Annotated in this window: 24 protein-coding genes; 5 read left to right on the top strand and 19 right to left on the bottom strand. The window is 39.6% G+C overall.

Annotation, left to right across the window (positions count from 1 at the left end):
• From rplX to rpsL, 16 genes are all read right to left on the bottom strand, one after another.
• Complete coding sequence (rplX, locus tag ACFQ1G_RS13300; protein ID WP_380740317.1) at positions 1-312, bottom strand: 50S ribosomal protein L24; 312 nt, start codon at positions 310-312, stop codon at positions 1-3.
• Between the two features lie 13 nt (positions 313-325).
• Positions 326-694, bottom strand: a complete 369-nt coding sequence (gene rplN, locus ACFQ1G_RS13295; RefSeq protein WP_093113467.1) for a 50S ribosomal protein L14 — start codon at positions 692-694, stop codon at positions 326-328.
• Positions 695-696: 2 nt separating this feature from the next.
• Positions 697-954: a 30S ribosomal protein S17 gene (gene rpsQ / locus ACFQ1G_RS13290; RefSeq protein ID WP_093113468.1), complete on the bottom strand. Its 258-nt coding sequence runs from the start codon at positions 952-954 to the stop codon at positions 697-699.
• A gap of 17 nt (positions 955-971) precedes the next feature.
• Positions 972-1,163: a 50S ribosomal protein L29 gene (gene rpmC / locus ACFQ1G_RS13285; RefSeq protein ID WP_097056535.1), complete on the bottom strand. Its 192-nt coding sequence runs from the start codon at positions 1,161-1,163 to the stop codon at positions 972-974.
• 11 nt (positions 1,164-1,174) lie between these two features.
• Complete coding sequence (gene rplP, locus ACFQ1G_RS13280; protein WP_380740314.1) at positions 1,175-1,594, bottom strand: 50S ribosomal protein L16; 420 nt, start codon at positions 1,592-1,594, stop codon at positions 1,175-1,177.
• A gap of 19 nt (positions 1,595-1,613) precedes the next feature.
• Positions 1,614-2,336: a 30S ribosomal protein S3 gene (gene rpsC, locus ACFQ1G_RS13275; protein WP_380740313.1), complete on the bottom strand. Its 723-nt coding sequence runs from the start codon at positions 2,334-2,336 to the stop codon at positions 1,614-1,616.
• A gap of 8 nt (positions 2,337-2,344) precedes the next feature.
• Positions 2,345-2,752: a 50S ribosomal protein L22 gene (rplV, locus tag ACFQ1G_RS13270; protein WP_380740311.1), complete on the bottom strand. Its 408-nt coding sequence runs from the start codon at positions 2,750-2,752 to the stop codon at positions 2,345-2,347.
• Positions 2,753-2,760: 8 nt separating this feature from the next.
• Positions 2,761-3,039 carry a 30S ribosomal protein S19 gene (gene rpsS, locus ACFQ1G_RS13265; RefSeq protein ID WP_380740309.1) on the bottom strand — a complete coding sequence of 93 codons (279 nt, stop codon included), beginning with the start codon at positions 3,037-3,039 and terminating at the stop codon, positions 2,761-2,763.
• A 6-nt stretch (positions 3,040-3,045) separates the two neighbouring features.
• Positions 3,046-3,873, bottom strand: a complete 828-nt coding sequence (rplB, locus tag ACFQ1G_RS13260) for a 50S ribosomal protein L2 (protein ID WP_380740307.1) — start codon at positions 3,871-3,873, stop codon at positions 3,046-3,048.
• Between the two features lie 9 nt (positions 3,874-3,882).
• On the bottom strand, positions 3,883-4,173 hold the full coding sequence (rplW, locus tag ACFQ1G_RS13255) for a 50S ribosomal protein L23 (RefSeq protein WP_228915699.1): 291 nt from the start codon (positions 4,171-4,173) through the stop codon (positions 3,883-3,885).
• A 5-nt stretch (positions 4,174-4,178) separates the two neighbouring features.
• Positions 4,179-4,808 (bottom strand): 50S ribosomal protein L4, encoded by a 630-nt coding sequence (gene rplD, locus ACFQ1G_RS13250; RefSeq protein ID WP_380740305.1) that lies wholly within the window; start codon positions 4,806-4,808, stop codon positions 4,179-4,181.
• Positions 4,808-5,419 (bottom strand): 50S ribosomal protein L3, encoded by a 612-nt coding sequence (rplC, locus tag ACFQ1G_RS13245; RefSeq protein ID WP_380740303.1) that lies wholly within the window; start codon positions 5,417-5,419, stop codon positions 4,808-4,810. Before rplC ends, rplD begins: the two co-directional genes overlap by 1 nt.
• 150 nt (positions 5,420-5,569) lie before the next feature.
• A complete protein-coding gene (gene rpsJ, locus ACFQ1G_RS13240; RefSeq protein WP_010181931.1) occupies positions 5,570-5,875 on the bottom strand; it encodes a 30S ribosomal protein S10 in 306 nt (101 codons plus the stop codon).
• A gap of 11 nt (positions 5,876-5,886) precedes the next feature.
• Positions 5,887-7,995, bottom strand: coding sequence for an elongation factor G (fusA, locus tag ACFQ1G_RS13235; protein ID WP_380740301.1), 2,109 nt, complete (start codon positions 7,993-7,995; stop codon positions 5,887-5,889).
• A 3-nt stretch (positions 7,996-7,998) separates the two neighbouring features.
• Positions 7,999-8,475, bottom strand: coding sequence for a 30S ribosomal protein S7 (gene rpsG, locus ACFQ1G_RS13230; protein ID WP_093113477.1), 477 nt, complete (start codon positions 8,473-8,475; stop codon positions 7,999-8,001).
• 23 nt (positions 8,476-8,498) lie between these two features.
• A complete protein-coding gene (gene rpsL / locus ACFQ1G_RS13225; protein WP_010230128.1) occupies positions 8,499-8,873 on the bottom strand; it encodes a 30S ribosomal protein S12 in 375 nt (124 codons plus the stop codon).
• A gap of 508 nt (positions 8,874-9,381) precedes the next feature.
• On the opposite strand from rpsL, the gene ACFQ1G_RS13220 reads away from it, so the two are divergent.
• The 4 genes from ACFQ1G_RS13220 (at position 9,382) to rlmB (ending at position 15,754) form a co-directional block, all read left to right on the top strand.
• Positions 9,382-12,633 (top strand): SusC/RagA family TonB-linked outer membrane protein, encoded by a 3,252-nt coding sequence (locus ACFQ1G_RS13220; protein ID WP_380740298.1) that lies wholly within the window; start codon positions 9,382-9,384, stop codon positions 12,631-12,633.
• An 11-nt stretch (positions 12,634-12,644) separates the two neighbouring features.
• Complete coding sequence (locus ACFQ1G_RS13215; RefSeq protein WP_380740296.1) at positions 12,645-14,042, top strand: SusD/RagB family nutrient-binding outer membrane lipoprotein; 1,398 nt, start codon at positions 12,645-12,647, stop codon at positions 14,040-14,042.
• 206 nt (positions 14,043-14,248) lie between these two features.
• Positions 14,249-14,926 carry a hypothetical protein gene (locus tag ACFQ1G_RS13210; protein WP_380740294.1) on the top strand — a complete coding sequence of 226 codons (678 nt, stop codon included), beginning with the start codon at positions 14,249-14,251 and terminating at the stop codon, positions 14,924-14,926.
• A 93-nt stretch (positions 14,927-15,019) separates the two neighbouring features.
• Positions 15,020-15,754, top strand: coding sequence for a 23S rRNA (guanosine(2251)-2'-O)-methyltransferase RlmB (gene rlmB, locus ACFQ1G_RS13205; RefSeq protein WP_380740292.1), 735 nt, complete (start codon positions 15,020-15,022; stop codon positions 15,752-15,754).
• A 13-nt stretch (positions 15,755-15,767) separates the two neighbouring features.
• On the opposite strand, the gene ACFQ1G_RS13200 is transcribed toward rlmB, so the two are convergent.
• On the bottom strand, positions 15,768-16,508 hold the full coding sequence (locus tag ACFQ1G_RS13200) for a rhomboid family intramembrane serine protease (protein ID WP_380740290.1): 741 nt from the start codon (positions 16,506-16,508) through the stop codon (positions 15,768-15,770).
• 170 nt (positions 16,509-16,678) lie between these two features.
• Here ACFQ1G_RS13200 and ACFQ1G_RS13195 point away from each other — a divergent pair, with 170 nt between their 5' ends.
• Positions 16,679-17,956 carry a replication-associated recombination protein A gene (locus ACFQ1G_RS13195; protein ID WP_380740288.1) on the top strand — a complete coding sequence of 426 codons (1,278 nt, stop codon included), beginning with the start codon at positions 16,679-16,681 and terminating at the stop codon, positions 17,954-17,956.
• Here ACFQ1G_RS13195 and ACFQ1G_RS13190 read toward each other — a convergent pair.
• Positions 17,953-18,801: a hypothetical protein gene (locus ACFQ1G_RS13190; protein ID WP_380740286.1), complete on the bottom strand. Its 849-nt coding sequence runs from the start codon at positions 18,799-18,801 to the stop codon at positions 17,953-17,955. The two genes, ACFQ1G_RS13195 and ACFQ1G_RS13190, sit on opposite strands and share 4 nt — an antisense overlap.
• Positions 18,798-20,168: a DUF5723 family protein gene (locus ACFQ1G_RS13185; RefSeq protein WP_380740284.1), complete on the bottom strand. Its 1,371-nt coding sequence runs from the start codon at positions 20,166-20,168 to the stop codon at positions 18,798-18,800. Before ACFQ1G_RS13185 ends, ACFQ1G_RS13190 begins: the two co-directional genes overlap by 4 nt.
• Position 20,169: the final 1 nt, after the last annotated feature.

The following is a 20,169-nucleotide window of genomic DNA, read 5'->3' as shown; positions in this document are numbered from 1 at the left end:
CTAAATTACTTCATTAGATTTTTTGGAAAACCTTACTTTCTTCCCATCCTCTTCTCTATAACCAACTCTGGTGGTTTCACCATTTTTGTCAATAAGAGACAAGTTGGAAATATGAATAGGAGCTTCCTTCTTTTTGATTCCTCCTTGTGGATTGGCAGCACTTGGCTTCTCATGTTTGGAAACCATGTTCACACCTTCCACAATTGCTTTATTCTTCTCCAGGATCACCTGCATTACTTTTCCTTCTTGACCTTTATGATCACCGGCAGTAACTCTTACAGTATCTCCTGTTTTTATTTTAAGCTTTTTCATTTTATTATCTGTATTAAAGCACTTCTGGTGCTAATGATACAATCTTCATGAATTGCTTATCACGAAGTTCACGTGCTACAGGACCAAAAACACGAGTTCCTCTCATTTCCCCGGTTGGGTTAAGAAGAACACACGCGTTGTCGTCAAAACGGATATAAGATCCGTCTGGTCTACGCACTTCTTTTTTGGTACGAACAACAACTGCTGTTGAAACTGCACCTTTTTTCACGTTTCCATTAGGTGTAGCTTCTTTTACACTGACAACTATTTTGTCTCCAACAGAAGCGTATCTCTTCTTTGTACCACCCAATACACGAATCACTAAAACTTCTTTAGCTCCGGTATTGTCAGCAACTCTTAATCTAGACTCTTGTTGTACCATAATTACTTCGCTCTTTCAATTATTTCTACTAATCTCCAACATTTAGATTTACTCAAAGGACGAGTTTCCATGATCCTTACAGTATCTCCAATGTTACAGTCGTTTGTTTCGTCGTGTGCCACGTATTTCTTCGTTTTCAAAACGAACTTTCCATACATGGGGTGTTTTACTTTTTTAGTTTCAGAAACCACAATAGATTTCATCATCTTATTACTGGTAACAACACCTATACGTTCTTTTCTTAAGTTTCTTTTTTCCATTTTCAGCAGAATAACACTTATTGTTGTTCTCTTTTAGTTAACTCTGTAGCAATACGCGCTATAGATCTTCTTACAGTTCTCAACTGTATTGGGTTCTCTAATGGCGATACTGCGTGAGCCATTTTTAGATCGGAATATGCTTTCCTTGACTTACCAAGTTCTTCCTGTAATTCTGCTACAGACAATTCTCTTACTTCTGATTGTTTCATAACGTGTCTTATTAAGCTTGATAATCTCTAGCTACAATGAACTTAGTTTTCACAGGTAGTTTTTGAGCTGCAAGACGCAATGCCTCTTTTGCAACATCAAAAGGTACTCCCCCTATTTCAAAAAGTATTCTTCCAGGTTTTACAACTGCTGCCCAATATTCAACGGCACCTTTACCTTTACCCATACGTACCTCAAGAGGTTTCTTAGTGATAGGCTTGTCTGGAAATATCTTAATCCAAAGTGAACCTTCCCTTTTCATATAACGAGTAGCGGCAATACGCGCAGCTTCTATTTGTCTTGCAGTCACAAAATTTGAGTCTAAAGACTTGATCCCAAAAGTTCCATTTGAAAGTCTATGCCCTCTTTGAGCATTTCCCTTCATGCGGCCCTTTTGCATTTTGCGATATTTTGTTCTTTTAGGCTGTAACATTTTTCTTTACTTTAAAAAATTACTTTCTACGACGTGATTTGTTAGCACCACCTCGTCCGGCACCGGATTTTCCTCCTTGTTTTTTGGCCATGCCAACAAGTGGAGAAAGCTCTCTTTTACCGTATACCTCACCTTTCATGATCCATACTTTAATACCCAATCTACCATAAGTAGTGTGGGCTTCAACTAAAGCATAGTCAATATCGGCTCTAAATGTTGACAATGGAATACGACCATCTTTGTATGATTCTGAACGCGCCATCTCAGCCCCGTTTAAACGACCTGAAATTTCGATTTTGATTCCTTCAGCATTCATTCTCATTGCAGCCGCAATAGCCATTTTAATTGCACGACGGTAAGAGATACGATTCTCAATTTGTCTTGCAACACTAGAAGCTACTAAATGAGCGTCAAGTTCTGGCCTTTTGATTTCAAAGATGTTGATCTGAACTTCCTTGTCGGTAATTTTCTTAAGCTCTTCTTTCAACTTGTCTACCTCCTGACCGCCTTTACCAATAATGATACCAGGACGGGCTGTGGTGATAGTAACGGTTACAAGTTTAAGCGTACGCTCAATAATTACTCTGGATACACTCGCTTTAGAAAGACGAGCATGGATATATTTTCTAATCTTATCGTCTTCGGCTAATTTATCGCCGTAGTCATTTCCTCCGTACCAGTTGGATTCCCATCCTCTAATGATACCAAGGCGATTCCCGATTGGATTTGTTTTCTGTCCCATACTCTTACTTAGCTTTGTGTATTATTGTTAGCCCCAAGCACTATAGTAACGTGATTGGAACGCTTTCTAATTCTATGTGCGCGACCCTGTGGTGCCGGACGAAGTCTCTTCAACATACTTCCGCCATCTACACGAATCTCTTTTACAAACAATTCAGCATCCTCAATGCTTGCATCTTCGTTTTTAGCTTGCCAGTTAGCAATAGCTGACAACAAAAGTTTTTCCAAACTTTTAGACGCATGCTTAGAATTGAATTTCAAAATATGAAGCGCTTTTTCTACTTTTTCACCACGAACCAAATCCGCCACTAAGCGCATTTTTCTTGGCGAAGTAGGGCAGTTATTCAGTTTAGCAAAAGCTATCTGCTTCTTAGCTTCTTTCGTTTGCTCTGCTCTTTCTCTTTTACGAACTCCCATAGCTTCAATTATTTTTTACCTTTATTTTTAGCACCAGCATGACCTCTAAAAGATCTTGTTGGTGAAAATTCACCTAATTTGTGACCTACCATGTTCTCAGTAACATACACAGGAACGAATTGACGTCCGTTGTGCACAGCGATAGTTTGCCCTACAAAATCAGGAGTGATCATTGAAGCCCTTGACCAGGTCTTAATAACCGCTTTTTTCCCAGACTCTGTGTTCTGAGCAACTTTTTGCTCTAACTTATAGTGAACGTAAGGTCCTTTTTTTAATGAACGTGCCATATCTTATTATTTCTTTCTACGTTCTACAATATACTTATTACTCGACTTCGTTTTAGAGCGGGTTCTGAATCCTTTAGCAGGTAAACCTTTTCTAGAACGTGGGTGACCTCCGGAAGAACGTCCTTCACCACCACCCATTGGGTGATCAACAGGGTTCATCACTACCGGTCTTGTTCTTGGTCTTCTACCCAACCATCTCTTTCTACCAGCCTTACCTGATACTAACAACTGGTGATCACTGTTTGAAACAGCACCAATAGTAGCAATACAGCTAGCTAATACTCTTCTGATTTCACCAGAAGGCAATTTGATAGTTGCGTATTTTCCTTCTCTCGCCATTAACTGAGCAAAAGCACCAGCAGAACGAGCCATTACAGCTCCCTGTCCAGGTCTCAACTCAATACAAGAGATAATAGTACCCAATGGAATATTTGCCAATGGCATAGCGTTCCCAATTTCAGGAGCACCAGCATCAGCAGTAGATACTACATTTTGCCCAACCTGAAGTCCATTCTGAGCAATAATATATCGTTTCTCACCATCTTGATAATTCAATAGCGCGATAAAAGCAGTTCTGTTTGGATCATACTCAATAGTAGCGACAGTAGCAGGGATTCCCTGTTTGTCTCTTTTGAAATCGATGATCCTGTAACGCTTTTTATGACCACCACCAATATAGCGCATGGTCATTTTTCCTTGACTGTTTCTACCTCCTGATCTTTTGTTCGGAGCCAATAAACTCTTCTCCGGCTTATCAGTAGTAATCGCGTCAAATCCGTTTACTACTCTAAATCGCTGACCAGGGGTGATCGGTTTTAATTTTCTAACTGACATTTTTTAATCTTAGAGATTACTATACAAATCAATAGTTTCACCTTCCGCCACCTGTACTAGCGCTTTTTTGAAAGCACTGGTTTTACCAGTAACAACACCCGTCTTTGTGTAACGGGTTTTTCTGTCTGGGCGGACATTAATAGTACGAACTTTAGTAACTGAAACACCATAAGCAGACTCAACTGCGTCTTTAATTTCAATCTTATTCGCCTTATTATCAACCACAAAAGCGTACTTGTTATTAAGCTCGCTATCTGCTGTGGCCTTCTCTGTAATAATAGGTTTTATTAAGATACTCATAATGCTTATTTACTTAAATTCGACTCAATTCCTTCTAGAGACCCCTCTAAAAACACAATATTATTTGCATTTAAAATTTTGTAAGTGCTTAATTCTGAGCTACTTACAACCTCAGAGGTCTTTAAATTGCGTGACGACAAATATACGTTTTTATTTGAGTCACCCAACACTATCAAAGATTTTTTCCCTTCTAACCCTAAGGCTTTCAATACATCAATGAAATTCTTAGTCTTTGGAGCATCGAAAGAAAAATCTTCCACAACCATAATAGAGTTGTCATTCGCCTTCATAGACAAGGCAGATTTTCTTGCCAGTCTCTTCAGGTTTTTGTTCAATTTGAACGAGTAGTTTCTTGGTCTTGGACCAAAAACTCTACCCCCTCCTTTAAAAATAGGAGACTTGATACTTCCCGCACGGGCAGTACCGGTACCTTTTTGTTTCTTGATCTTACGAGTTGAACCTGCGATCTCTGCACGCTCTTTCGCTTTATGCGTTCCCTGACGTTGGTTAGCCAGGTATTGCTTTACATCAAGATAAACAGCATGGTTATTAGGCTCTACTGCAAAAACAGCGTCAGAAAGGTTTGCCTTTCTACCTGTTTCTTTTCCTTTAATATCTAAAACTGCTACTTCCATTACTTCTGAATGATTACGTAAGAGTTTTTGTGACCTGGAACCGCTCCTTTAACAACAAGCAAGTTCTTATCAGCTACCACTTTCAAAACTCTTAGGTTTTCTACTTTTACTTTATCGCCACCCATTCTTCCGGCCATACGCATTCCTTTGAATACTCTCGCAGGATATGACGCAGCACCAATAGAACCTGGAGCTCTTAAACGGTTGTGCTGACCGTGAGTCGCTTGTCCAACACCACCAAATCCGTGACGCTTAACAACACCTTGAAAACCTTTACCTTTTGAAATACCGGAAACGTCTACAAATTCGCCTTCAGTAAAATGCTCAACGGTAATGGTATCACCTAATTTGTGCTCTCCTTCAAATCCCTTGAATTCAACGACTTTGCGCATTGCTGCGGCTCCGGCTTTTTTAGCGTGCCCAGTGGCAGCTTTATTAGCAGTCTTTTTGTCATCGAAACCAAGTTGAAGAGCTTCGTACCCGTCAACCTCCTCGGTTCTGACTTGGGTAATTACGCATGGTCCTGCTTCAATCACGGTACAAGGAATGTTCTTTCCGTTCTCGTCAAAAATGCTGGTCATGCCAATCTTTTTTCCTATTAACCCAGACATAATTAATTATTAGTTATTAAATTATTTATTTAAAAATATTCAGGATTGAAAAACACTTCCAATCCTGAATGTATTTTTCTCCGTTTTTCCCTTGCTAACTGCTCGGGACATGTTATAGGTCACGAACCTAATTCGCAACCAAGTGCTTCATCACACTTTAATCTCAACCTCTACTCCACTTGGCAATTCAAGTTTCATCAAGGCATCAATAGTTTTAGAAGATGAACTGTAAATATCAAGTAATCTCTTATAAGAGCTTAATTGAAATTGTTCTCTAGACTTTTTGTTCACGTGCGGAGAACGCAATACAGTAAATATCTTCTTGTGTGTTGGCAATGGAATTGGCCCAGTTACCACAGCACCCGTACTTTTTACGGTTTTTACGATTTTCTCGGCAGATTTATCTACCAGGTTATGATCGTAAGATTTTAGTTTTATTCTGATTTTTTGACTCATTTTCCTGATAATTAATCGTTAGCTCCTTTTGCTGCTTTAATCACTTCTTCAGAAACGTTAGAAGGAGTTTCAGCATAGTGAGAAAATTCCATAGTAGAAGTTGCACGTCCGGAAGAAAGGGTACGTAAAGTAGTTACATAACCAAACATCTCAGAAAGCGGAACTTCAGCTTTGATAACTTTAGCTCCAGATCTGTCAGACATGTTGTTCACCTGTCCACGACGTCTGTTTAAATCTCCTACTATATCCCCCATGTTCTCTTCAGGAGTAACCACTTCAACTTTCATTATTGGCTCAAGGATAACAGCACCTGCTTTTTTAGCAGCTTCTTTATATCCCATTTTAGCAGCCAATTCGAAAGAAAGCTGATCAGAATCCACAGGGTGGAAAGACCCATCAATAAGATTTACTTTCAAAGTATCCATGTTGAAACCTGCAAGAGGTCCATTTTTCATAGCTTCTCTGAAACCTTTTTCTACTGAAGGAATAAATTCTTTAGGAATACGACCACCTTTGATCTCATCAACAAACTGAAGACCAGGTCCTTTGAAATCTTCATCAGCAGGCCCTAATTTGAATACGATATCACCAAATTTACCACGTCCACCAGATTGTTTCTTGTAAACCTCTCTGTGATCTGCAGTCTTAGTAACAGCTTCTTTGTACTCAACCTGAGGTTGACCCTGGTTAACCTCAACTTTGAATTCTCTTTTCAAACGATCTACAAGGATCTCAAGGTGAAGCTCACCCATTCCTGAAATGATAGTTTGACCAGAGGCTTCATCAGTCTTAACCTGGAAAGTTGGATCTTCTTCAGCAAGTTTCGCCAAAGCCATGCCCATTTTATCAACATCAGCCTTAGTTTTAGGCTCAACAGAAATACCAATTACAGGATCAGGGAAAGACATCGATTCAAGAATGATCGGGTGTTTCTCATCTGTTAAAGTATCTCCAGTCTTAATATCTTTAAATCCAACAGCTGCACCAATATCCCCAGCTTCAATCTTATCGATTGGCTGCTGTTTATTAGCGTGCATCTGATAGATACGTGAAATACGCTCTTTTTTACCAGAACGGTTGTTCAACACATATGATCCTGCGTCAAGTGTTCCGGAATAAACTCTAAAGAATGCCAAACGCCCTACGAAAGGATCGGTAGCAATTTTAAATGCCAAAGCTGAGAATGGAGAATCCACATTCGGCTTACGGCTTTCCTCTTTATCAGTATCAGGATTGAATCCTTCAATCGCCTCAACATCTACCGGAGAAGGAAGGTAACGCATTACAGCGTCCAACATTGCCTGAACTCCTTTATTTTTAAAGGCAGATCCACACATCATTGGGATAATAGACATATCAATCGTAGCAGCTCTTAAAGCAGCAATAATCTCGTCTTCTGTAATTGAGTCCTCATCTTCAAAGAACTTCTCCATAAGAGCCTCATCATATTCAGCAACCGCCTCAACTAACTGAGCTCTATATTTATTTACATCTTCTTCAAGTTCCGCAGGAATTTCGATAGTATCGTAAGTCATCCCGTAGTCCTCCTCATTCCAAACGATTGCCTTCTTTGAAATCAAATCAACAACCCCTTTGAAATCAATCTCGTCCCCAATTGGAATTTGCAATGGAACAGGATTTCCACCTAACATTTCTCTAACCTGATTACACACGTTAAAGAAGTCAGATCCCTGACGGTCCATTTTATTTACAAATCCTAAACGAGGAACTCTATATTTATCTGCTTGTCTCCATACAGTCTCAGACTGAGGCTCAACCCCATCAACCGCACTAAACAAAGCAACCATACCATCAAGCACACGTAAAGAACGCTCCACCTCTACAGTAAAGTCAACGTGTCCCGGGGTATCAATAATGTTTACAGTATATTCCTGATCACGGTAATTCCACTTACAATGAGTCGCAGCAGAGGTAATTGTAATACCACGCTCCTGCTCTTGCTCCATCCAGTCCATAGTTGCGGCACCATCGTGAACCTCACCAATTTTGTGACTGATTCCCGTATAGAAAAGGATTCGTTCTGTCGTCGTCGTTTTACCGGCATCAATATGCGCAGCAATTCCAATATTTCTTGTGAATTTTAAATCTCTTTGTGCCATGTTCTAGAATCTAAAGTGAGAGAATGCTTTGTTCGCTTCAGCCATCTTATGGGTATCAACCCTCTTCTTCACAGCCGCTCCTTCTTCTTTAGCTGCAGCCAAAACTTCGGCAGCTAATTTTTGGGCCATTGATTTCTCATTACGCTTACGAGCATAACTAATCAACCACTTCATAGCAGTTGACACTTTACGGTCTGGTCTTATTTGCATTGGGATTTGAAAAGTAGCACCCCCTACTCTACGGCTACGCACTTCTACGTGAGGCATAACATTAGAAAGAGCATCTTTCCAAAGCTCAAGAGCTGTTTTTTCTTCGTCCTGTTTTTTCTCTTCTACGATAGCGATTGCATCATAGAAAACTTTGAAGGCAACAGATTTTTTACCATCCCACATCATCATGTTAACAAAACGCGTCACTAACTGATCATTAAACTTTGGATCTGGTAAAAGTGGCCTTTTTTTCGCCTGTCTTTTTCTCATTTCTTTACATTAAAAGTTTTTAATTACTTTTTAGGGCGTTTTGCACCATACTTGGATCTACGCTGTGTTCTACCTTCTACACCAGCGGTGTCTAAAGCTCCACGAACGATATGATACCTAACTCCAGGCAAATCTTTTACTCTTCCGCCTCTAACCAATACTATCGAGTGCTCTTGTAGGTTGTGCCCCTCACCAGGTATGTATGCGTTCACCTCTTTTCCATTGGTCAACCTTACCCTTGCAACTTTACGCATTGCAGAGTTAGGCTTCTTAGGAGTAGTTGTGTAAACACGCGTACAAACACCTCGTCTTTGAGGGCACGAATCCAAAGCAGCCGATTTACTCTTCTTGGTAATCTTGGCTCTTCCTTTTCGTACTAATTGTGAAATTGTTGGCATAATTTCTTTTACACTAATTATTGTTTTATAATATTCCCTTTTTTAAAAGGTCTGCAAAGGTAGAAATAAAACCTAATTATTCAAATCTTAATTCATTAATTTTCAGAAGAGTTGATTTTTATCCTGAAATAGAATAATCAGATCCAAGAAAAACCACTCATTCACTCGTTATTATACAACCTCCTTTTCACTCCTTATTATATACCCCCTTAAAACCTGAAGTGATTTACCATTCCCTAATTTTAAAATTCCCACTCAAACACTCATAAAATTAGATTTCCTCATTTTTTGAGCAATATCATTGCGTATATTTAAAAAATTACCGATTAAATAAAGTTTGACTGAGATTTCCATAATGAAGCAATCTCATAAAAACTTATTAAAAGTTAACAAAACCCTAAATTTTGCTTCATAATACGGAGGAAAGAAAAATTTTTGAGGCAAAAAGTTGCCTGCTTAACATTTAATTATCATTTTTGGCATTGGCTAATTCAAACAAATCTTAAAAATGAAAACAAAGTTTAGTGGAATTCTAACGCTATTACTGGCGTTAGTTGTGCAAATAACTTTTGCACAGGAACAACAATTAATCACCGGTACGGTGACGGACGACTCCGGTATGCCTTTACCAGGGGTTAACGTTTTAGTAAAAGGTACCACTCGTGGTCAACAAACTGATTTTGACGGAAACTACTCAATTGAGGCTAGTCAAGGCGAAGTTTTGGTATTCTCTTTCCTGGGAATGAAAACCGCAGAGTACACTGTTGCCAACAACGACAAGATTGATGTAGTATTACAACAAGATGCTGCTCAATTAGAAGAAGTTGTGGTAACAGCTCTTGGTATTTCAAGAGAAAAGAGGTCTATTGGTTATGCAACTCAGGAAGTTGCAGGAGATGATGTCTCTACAGTTAAGACTGATAACGTTATTAACAACCTTTCTGGTAAAGTAAGTGGTGTACAGATCAAAGCCAACAACAACTTTGGTGGATCTGCCAACTTCCTAATTCGTGGGGTAAGCTCCATGACAGGGAACAACCAGCCGTTATTTGTTATCGATGGTATTCCAATCTCGAACAACATTAACAACACTGCTTCTCAGCAACGTGGTAGTACAGGTTATGACTACGGTAACGCAGCGTCTGATATTAACCCAGAGGACATCGCATCGATCAACGTACTTAAAGGTGCCGCTGCTTCTGCAGTTTATGGTTCTCGAGGTGCGAACGGGGTTGTGATCATTACCACCAAGCAAGGTAAGAAAGGTGATGCCAGAGTTACAGTAAGCTCAAGTGTTACCGTAGGTGAGATCGACAAAGACACTTTCCTAGAGTATCAAGACGAATATGGTGCAGGTTATGGACCATACTATGGATCTACAGGATACTTTGAAGATATTGACATGAATGGTGACGGAACGGCTGACCTTGTAGTTCCAACTTACGATGATGCATCTTATGGTGCGCCATTAGATGGTTCTGTAGTTTACCAATGGGATGCTTTCGTACCTGAGCACGCAAATTATTTAACTCCTAGACCATATGTTGCAGGAGCAACTACACCGGCAGATTTCTTCGAAACTTCTATGCAGTTTGTTAACTCTGTAGCGGTAGCCGGAGGAAATGACAGAATGGATTACAGACTTGGTTATACAAATTATGATCAGGAAGGTATGCTTCCAAACCAGCACTTGAACAAGAACTCTTTCAACCTTAATGGTAATTTGAAAATTAATGACAAATTAAGAGCTGGTTCTTCTGCTAACTTCATTGTACAGAGAACTACCGGTAGGAACTCTACTGGATACAGTGATAACTTAATGTCACAGTTTAGACAGTGGTGGCAGGTAAACGTGGACATGGAGTCTCAAAGAGAGATCTTTGAACAGACAGGAAAAAACATTTCCTGGAACCACGAAGGTGCTTTAGGAGGATCTTATTTACAGCCACACTATTGGGATAACCCTTACTGGACTCGTTACAAGAACTACCAGACAGATAACAGAAACCGTTTCTACGGGAACTTATTCGCAACTTATTCTGCAACAGATTGGCTAGATATTACTGCTAAAGCAGCGGTAGATACCTATAAGGAATTGAGAGAGGAAAGAAGAGCAGTTGGATCTGTAGGTGCTCCATTTGGAGTTCTTAGAGATACTGAATCTTCTGGTTATGACAGAAAAGATATCGATTTCACCGAGTACAACTATGATTTAATGTTAAACGTAGATCACGATTTTGGTGATGACGGTGAATTTAGCGTTGCCGGTGTAGCTGGTATGAACGTTCGTAGAACGAAGAACAGCTTCTATCACCAGGCTACTGCCGGAGGACTTATTGTACCAGGACTTTATTCTTTATCAAACTCTGTTAACTCTAACCCTAAGCCAGTAGAAAACCTACGAGAAAAGCAAGTAAACGGATTCTACGCTCAGGCATCTTTAGGATATAACAACACTATTTTCCTTGATTTGACAGATCGTTATGATATTTCCTCGGCTTTACCAGCTGATAACAACGAGTATAACTACTACGCCGTGAGTTCTTCTTTGATCTTTTCAAACTTATTTGAATCAGATGTGTTGAGCTTTGGTAAATTAAGAGCTGGTTATGCAGAAGTTGGTAATGACCTTCCTGCTAACAACGTATTTGACACTTATGATATCAATGAAGGTTTTGGAGGAGCAGGAATGTTCTCATTCCCTGGAACTAAGCAAAACTCAGAACTTGTACCAGAAAGAACTAAAGAAATTGAGGTAGGTCTGGAAGCAAGACTATTTAACAATAGAATCGGACTTGACGTTACATGGTACAAAAAGAATACTGAAGATCAGTTAATGCCAGTATCTTTATCCACTTCCACCGGTTTCGGATTTAGATGGGTAAATGCAGGAGAGCTTCAGAACAAAGGTGTTGAAACAAGATTACATTTAGTACCGGTAACTAACGATGATTTCAACTGGACAATAGATGTAAACTGGGCTAAAAATGACAACCTTGTAGTTGACCTTTACGGAGATCAGACAAACCTAGTATTGAATCGCTACCAAGGAGGTGTTTCTTTAAATGCCACCGTAGGTCAGCCTTATAACACTTTAAGAGGTACTGGGTTTGAATACTTGAATGGTCAAAGAGTTGTAAACTCTAGTGGTTATTACAAAGCAGTGGCTGATCAGGTAATTGGAGATGCTAATCCAGACTGGACAGGTGGTGTTTCAAACAAAATATCTTACAAAGATCTAACTTTAAGTTTCCTGATCGATGTTCAACAAGGTGGAGATGTTTACTCTTTGGATTTACACTACGGTCAAGGAACCGGTCTTCCATATTATACTGCTGGACTTAATGAATTAGGAAATCCAGTTAGAGACGCGGTTGCCGATGGCGGAGGTGTTCTTAACGAAGGTGTGACTGAAGATGGTCAGCCAAACACTACCAGAGCAAGAGCTGATTTTTACGGTGGTGCATTTTACTGGGGTAACTCAAGTAGAAACCCGGCTGCTTTAACAGTTTACGATGCATCTTACGTGAAACTAAGAGAATTGGCATTCACCTACAAGCTACCTGTTAAAAGATGGTTTGGAGACATGATGAATTCAGGTAATATTTCTTTAATAGGAAGAAACCTTTGGATCATTGACAAGAACGTACCTTTCGCAGATCCAGAATCTGGTTTAGGTGCTGGAAATGCTCAAGGATACCTTTCTGGATCTTACCCAACATTACGCACAGTTGGATTATCTGTAAACTTTGAATTTTAATTTAAGAAAAAATGAAAAAAACACTTATAACAATATTATGTTTAGGTTTCATGATTACCTCGTGTGATGTTGATGAAAACCTTAACAGAGATACAAAGAACCCGACGCAAGTTCCTGCAGAAGGTCTTTTTACAAACGGGACCCGAAACTTCTTTGACCTTATGCATACTGGAAGCGTAAACGTCAATGTGTTTAGGTTATATGCACAGTATTGGGCACAAACCACATACCCAGATGAAAGTCAATACAACCAGGTTTCCCGTAATATTGGAGGAAACATGTGGGATATTGTGTACCGTGATGTATTACAGGATCTAAAAGGAGCAAAAGAAATAATCAGTGCTCAGGCGTCACCTGACCAGGTAAAGCTTGCTCAAATAGAGTTCATGCAAGTTTATGCTTACTCTGCATTGGTTGATATTTTCGGAAATGTACCTTATACAGATGCATTAGACCCAACAAATCCATCTCCGTCTTATGACGATGCTGCTACTATTTACGGTAATCTACTTACCAGATTAGATGCTGCAATTGCAGGAATGAACGGATCTGGAGGATTTGATGCCGTGGCAGACCCGGTTTATAATGGAGATGTTTCTCAATGGCAGAAAGCAGCTACTTCTCTTAAACTTAGATTAGCAATGAGAATTCGTGATGGCCAACTTGCTCAAAGTGCAGCTGCGGGAAGTTTAATCCTTGATAATAGTGACAACTTCGCTATTGAATACTTCGGTGGAGCTCCTAACACAAATCCTTTATGGGTAACATTGGTTCAAAGTGGACGTACTGATTTCGTGGGTGCCGATACTTTTGTAGATGAGTTAAAGTCATTAAATGACCCAAGACTAGAAGTTTACTTCCAGTCAGTGAATGGAGAGTACATTGGAGGAGTGTACGGAAGTGCTAACTCCCCTTCTTCTTTCTCATTACCTGGAACTATATTGGAGCAACCTGATTTAGACGGTGATATTATCACTGCTTCTGAAGTACACTTCTTATTAGCTGAGGCTGTTGCTCGTAATTATAGTGTAGGGGGAACTGCTCAAGCACATTACGAAGCAGGTGTTACCGCTTCTTTCTTGGAGTGGGGTCTTACTGAAGCTCAGGCTCAAGCGTACTTAGCTCAGCCAGATGTTGCTTGGGCAACGGCTCCAGGAGATGATTTAGCAAAAATCGCTAAACAAAAATGGATCGCGCTTTACAATAACGCATTTGAAGGTTGGACAACCTGGAGAATTTTAGATTCTCTTCCATTCCAAGCACCGGAAGGCATGACCCTTGGAGATATTCCTACAAGATTCCTGTACCCGGCATCTGAGGCAACTCTTAACCCATCAGGTTATGAGGCAGCAGCTTCAGCAATTGGTGGAGACACTAAGACTAACACAATTTTCTGGGATATAGACTAATTCGATATATCTCCTTATACTCTAAAGGGTTGCCTATACTGGCAACCCTTTTTTTATTACAGCAGTCGCTAAAATTAAAACCAACTTTAAAAATTCAGTTTCTAAAACACTAAATTTTTAAGGATTTAGATATGAAATTATCTACTTTTGAAATAAAACATTATATTTCCGAAAGCAAAATCATAAATCACTTAATCTTTATTTCAATGAAAAAAATTCTGTTTGTTATTTTTCTTTTAACCTCAATTAGTTATTCTCAGGTCCAAAGGGATACTGGTCCCCTTGGTAATATGTTATCAAATAATATAGATGATTTTGCCCTACAACGTATTGATAAGGTATATGCCGGTGAATACTCAGATAAAATAAGAGGAGATGTTTACCTGTTTGACGATTGGCCAACTTGTGTAGTGAGAACCAACCTAAAGGAGGAAGGACTTAATTTCAGTTTACCTTGTAATTATAACCTGTTTACAGATAAGTTTGAAATGAAGGTTGATAATGAAGTGTATTTTCTCAAAAAAGAGGTGATTTTAGAAGTTATTAAACAGGAACAAAGTTTTATCCCTAATCCAAACATGACTACCCCTGGAAGTAAAAATTACGTTGAGGTGTTAGCCAATGGGAATAAATTTGACCTTGTACGCATTTATGAACTTAAAATAAAAGATGTGCAGTCTAGCACTTCTTTAGGCCTTTATGAAAAGAAGATAGCGATTAAAGATGAACTCTATTTCATGACCGACACTAACATGTTGATCGAAGTTCCAAATAGCAAGAAAAAGATCTATAAACTTTTGGAATTGACTCCGGCAGAAAAAGATCAAATAAGCGGAAACATTAAACGAGTGGAAAATTTAAAGAAAGCCGTCGAAATGATTTAAGACAACACTTTCATTTTATAATAAGAACCATCTCAACTAGAGATGGTTTTTTTATTCTTCAGGAAAAATAAATTTTAAATCTATCTTTGTTGCATGACAGATACAACTACCATCTTCGGAATTAGAGCCGTTATTGAAGCCCTTCAGAACAACAAGACCATAGACAAGATCTTTATTCAAAAAGGACTTAGCGGTCACCTTTTCCAGGAATTACAGCAACATCTTAAACAGGAGAGCTATAATATTTCCTACGTCCCCGTAGAGAAACTTAACAGGTTGGCAAAAGGAAACCACCAGGGAGTAGTAGCTAAAATATCACCGGTAGAATTCGCCAGTTTAGAAGAAGTAGTTTCTCAGACCTTAGAGAAAAAAACTTCTCCCCTATTCCTGCTTCTCGATCAGATAGATGATGTAAGGAACTTTGGAGCTATCATTCGTACCGCAGAATGTTGTGGAGTGGATGGAATAATCATTCAGAAAAAAGGCGGCGCTCCGGTAACGGCTGATACCGTAAAAACCTCAGCAGGTGCTATTTTTAAAGTGCCCATAATAAAAGTAGATCACATTAAAGATGCTATTTACTACATGCAGTCTTCAGATATCAAAGTGGTAGCAGCAACAGAAAAGACAGATGACCTTATCTACTCTAAAGATCTTTCACAACCTTTAGCTCTTGTAATGGGAAATGAAGGAAAAGGCATCTCCCCATCGGTATTAAAGATCGTGGACGAGAAGGCTAAACTTCCATTAATGGGAACTATTGGCTCACTGAACGTTTCGGTAGCTTGCGGAGCATTTTTGTATGAAGTGGTACGTCAGCGCCTCTAAGCCATAAGAGTTTTTATTCAGAGGGATCCTCTTTTTTCCGAAAGTGATAGATGTATTCAGGATCTTCATCTTCTTCCTTAAGATGCTCAATAAAATTCCCGTTTTCATCAAAATGTTTCATGAACGGATCATCTTCTTCCCTATAGGTCTCTTTCTCCCACTCATATTTTGGAGTAATCACGATATCTTTCTTGTAAACAAGAGCAAAGAGAAGCCCGGTAACCAAACCGGATAAATGACCTTCCCAGGAGATCTTGGGATCAATAGGCGCTACATACCATAATAATCCCCCGTATAGGAATACTACGATGAGCGAGAGAGCAACCAAACGATAGTATTTAGAAAATATTCCTTTAAAGAATAAGAACCCGGCAAGCATATATATTATACCGCTTGCTCCAATATGAAATGCAGGCCTGCCAATAGACCATGTTAAGATCCCGGTTACAAGAAGCCCGTATAAAAGGATCTTCCAGCTCAGTTTCCTGTAAAAATAAAATAGAGAGGTAGATAAAACTAACAAGGGAATAGTATTATGGAAGAGATGTTCCATGTCACTATGAATGAAAGGAGAAGCCAGGATTCCTCGTAAACCTTCCAAAGTCCTTGGGTACACCCCGAAATTGGTAAAATCAAAACCAAATCTTATCTCGATCCAAAATACGATCCAAATAGCCAAAACAAAGGCCAATGGATAACCTAGAACACCCGGAGTGAACACAAATGGATCGTGATGCTCAACTTTTCTTTTCATATGAGATTTCATCTCAAAAAAGTAGCCAATATTTTCTTTTCTGCCAAGAAAAGCGGTTCCTATAACCAAGAACACCGGACCGAACATTTTTGTGACATGAAGTCATGAAATGAAATCTTAAAAGAACTCAATAATTTCATCCTCCCCTGCCAAATTTGTATTTTTACAGCATGAATAAACCTTTAGCTGAACGTTTACGCCCCCGTACCTTAGATGACTATTTAAGTCAACAACATCTTGTGGGAGCTGATGCCGCCCTTCGCCAACAAATCAAGAATAACATTATCCCCAGTATGATACTTTGGGGGCCACCGGGAGTAGGAAAAACAACTTTAGCTAATATTATCGCCAACGAATCTGACAGGCCATTTTTCACCTTAAGCGCGATCAGTAGCGGGGTAAAGGATGTTAGGGAGGTGATCGAAAAAGCCAAGAAAAGTGAAGGCTTGTTTACCACCAAAAATCCTATCCTGTTTATAGATGAGATCCACAGATTCAGTAAATCCCAACAAGATTCACTTTTAGGCGCAGTGGAAAAAGGCTGGGTCACTTTGATTGGAGCCACTACCGAAAATCCGAGCTTTGAAGTGATCCCCGCATTACTCTCGAGAAGCCAGGTATACGTATTAAACTCATTTTCAAAAGACGATCTTATCGCATTGCTGGATCGCGCCATGAAGGAGGATGAGATCCTCAAGCTAAAAAAGATCAAGCTCAATGAAACTGAAGCCTTATTAAGATTAAGCGGAGGAGACGCCCGTAAACTCCTAAACATTTTTGAATTACTGGTGACTTCCGAAAATTCAGACGAAGTTGAGATCACCAATGAAATGGTTCTCAAAAAGGTGCAGAAGAACACGGTTCTCTATGACAAAACAGGAGAACAACATTACGACATCATTTCGGCATTCATTAAGTCGATCAGAGGCAGTGATCCCAATGGGGCAGTTTACTGGCTAGCCCGCATGATCGAGGGTGGTGAAGATGTGAAATTCATTGCGAGACGGCTTTTGATCCTTGCAAGTGAGGATATCGGCAATGCCAATCCAACCGCCTTGATCATGGCCAACAATACTTTTCAGGCGGTTTCCACTATTGGATACCCTGAATCAAGGATCATTTTAAGTCAGTGTTGTATCTACCTGGCCACTTCGCCTAAAAGTAATGCCTCTTATAAAGCTATTAACGAGGCACAAACCCTGGTTAGAAAAACCGGAGACCTTCCGGTTCCTTTATCTATCAGAAATGCTCCTACCAAGCTCATGAAAGATCTAGGGTACGGTGATGCTTACAAATACGCCCACAGCTATGAAGGTAATTTCGCTGCAGCAGAATTCCTCCCTGATGCAATCGCCAATACGACCTTATTCCAGCCCGGAAATAATCAAAGGGAAAATGCCCAACGTGAATTTTTAAAGAAACGGTGGAAAAATAAATACGGTTATTAATTCCTCTTTCTGAAAATAAGGGTGACCAACTGGCCGGCAACCGGTTCAATGTATTCGACAACGAGTGAACCATTCCCGTCAAAAAAGGCTATTCCTTTCATTTTTTCTGAAGAGAAGTGATAATACTCCCCCCCGTTAGATCTTACAAGTTCCGCCCATTTTTCCTGAGAGGCCTCTTTGAGGAAATCAAAACCCGAAGGAGATTTACTGAGCTTATACACCTCTGATCCATTTACATAATAAGTATCTTCAAAAGAAGCTTTTTCAGCATTCTCTCTATTTATTTCGTTTTTCAATGCATCCCTTTCTTCCGCAGAAACCACGGGATCTACAATCACTTCAATATCCTCAATAGAATCTGGAGAAACGTTCGAACGCTCATTTGCACTTACTACAGGATCTATTATGACCTCAGCAGGCAGTTCTTCATATTTGTGCTCAAGAGCCTCTATTGATTTAAAAGCTTCCCGTAAAGCTTCGTGATATGCCTTTTGATTATCTTTCTCTTTACTTGCCCCGGTTTGAGAAGTAAAAACAAGTTCATTTCTGCAGTTTGTTAGCGTGACGTAAACTTTAGTCGTGAAAAATCCTGAATCATCTATAACATCGGCTTCTACAATGGAACATGGATCTGTCCCGGCAGGAACCCTCATTCTGTAAATAGGCTCAAAACCATATTTTTCAAAAAGGAATGCGGTCAACGCATTTAACTTATATTGGTTTTCTGACTTCTGAAATTCAAATTTATCGGGAACACTTACATACCGGTACTCGCCAAGATTCTGACCAAAACTCGAGAAAGAAATTCCCAGGATCAAGATCAATCCTAAAATGCCATTTTTCATCCTTTATTAAATATGAACTGGAAGCCAACCTGAACAGAAGCATTTCTGGCCTTGGCCAGATTGGGATAATCCAGAAGGTTATCAGCAGCAAGATAAAGATTAAAATTTGAAAATCTTCCCGATAACAAAAGTCCGATGTTGGAAAAGGAAAAAGCATCTGCCGTGTAAGTCAGCTTTCCGAAGAAATTATCAGAGAACTTTCGATCAAAAGAAAGGGTAGCTGCATGAACAAAACCCTTGGGGCGTTTCATACTGAATAATTGGAATCCCACATGATTCAAATACCGCCTCCTGCCAATCGGCTCCCTGCATTTACAAGGCTCCAACTCCTCCTCAAAACCATAATCTATGGAGGCATTTAATTTTACAGGCCTAAAACTCACATATGGATCACCGAGCTCCTCCTCCTGAAAATATTCCCCAAGTTCTCCACTATCCGGATGATCAGGATCAAGGGTACTTTGAGACGTGGCATCGAATTCCCCTGAATATCTGAAAGTTTTGACATCTTCGGAATGACTGATCATCCCAAGATCCAGGATACTTCCGGTAATGCGGTAGTGTTTATCAAGAAAATAAGTGAAACCAAGATCTATTCCGAAGCCAATATTACCCCCTAAAAACGCCTGACTCTTAAACTGCCCAAGCAATTCCTTGTCGGTCATGGTTTCAGAATTCAACAAAGGATCAAGACCTGAAGTTTTAACCAGAATATCAACTTTCCGAAGAATTGGTCTGGAGACATTATTGGCAGAACTACCCGAAGAGAAGAAATCCCCTTTATTATCCACACTTCTAACATTAAAAACACTGGAGTAGACCTTCCCTCTCACCCCTATATTCAAGTCTTCTGAAAAATAATGAGTAGCGCCAAAATGAAAAACGTTCAACACTTCTCCGGTAAAAGCCAGATCTGAAAGATGGAAATTCTTCTGATTTTGGTTTCCCTCCCAGGCCAATACAGCAATATCCTTAGGGAAATAGGCGAATACATCGGTCTCCTGATATACTCCGACAGAGAAATAGTTCTGACTATTATCACGCCAACCCAGAAAGACCAATTCGATCTGATCTCGCACACTGAAAAAATCTTTATCAGTAATAGAAATTAAAGAATTATTGATATTCTCGTTGACATCTGACTCCTTCCCTCCAAAAATATCATACATACTCACTCCTGAAGAACCCGCGGAAAAAGAAAGGTGAGAGAAAAAAGGAAGTCCCGCATGCATATCAAACCGGGTTTCACCCCCGGGATTGGTCATTAGGTTCTGCGGAAGGGAATTCACATTGTACAGCAACTGCTTATTCTGCGCTGAAATGCCAAACACCGTCAGGAGCAATAAAATTACCCAGCCAGTTTTCATT

The sequence above is a fragment of the Salinimicrobium gaetbulicola genome (genome assembly GCF_042676025.1).
Lineage (GTDB): Bacteria > Bacteroidota > Bacteroidia > Flavobacteriales > Flavobacteriaceae > Salinimicrobium > Salinimicrobium gaetbulicola.
Note: the sequence above shows the minus strand (reverse complement) of the source record. Positions and strands in the feature narration are given on the sequence as shown.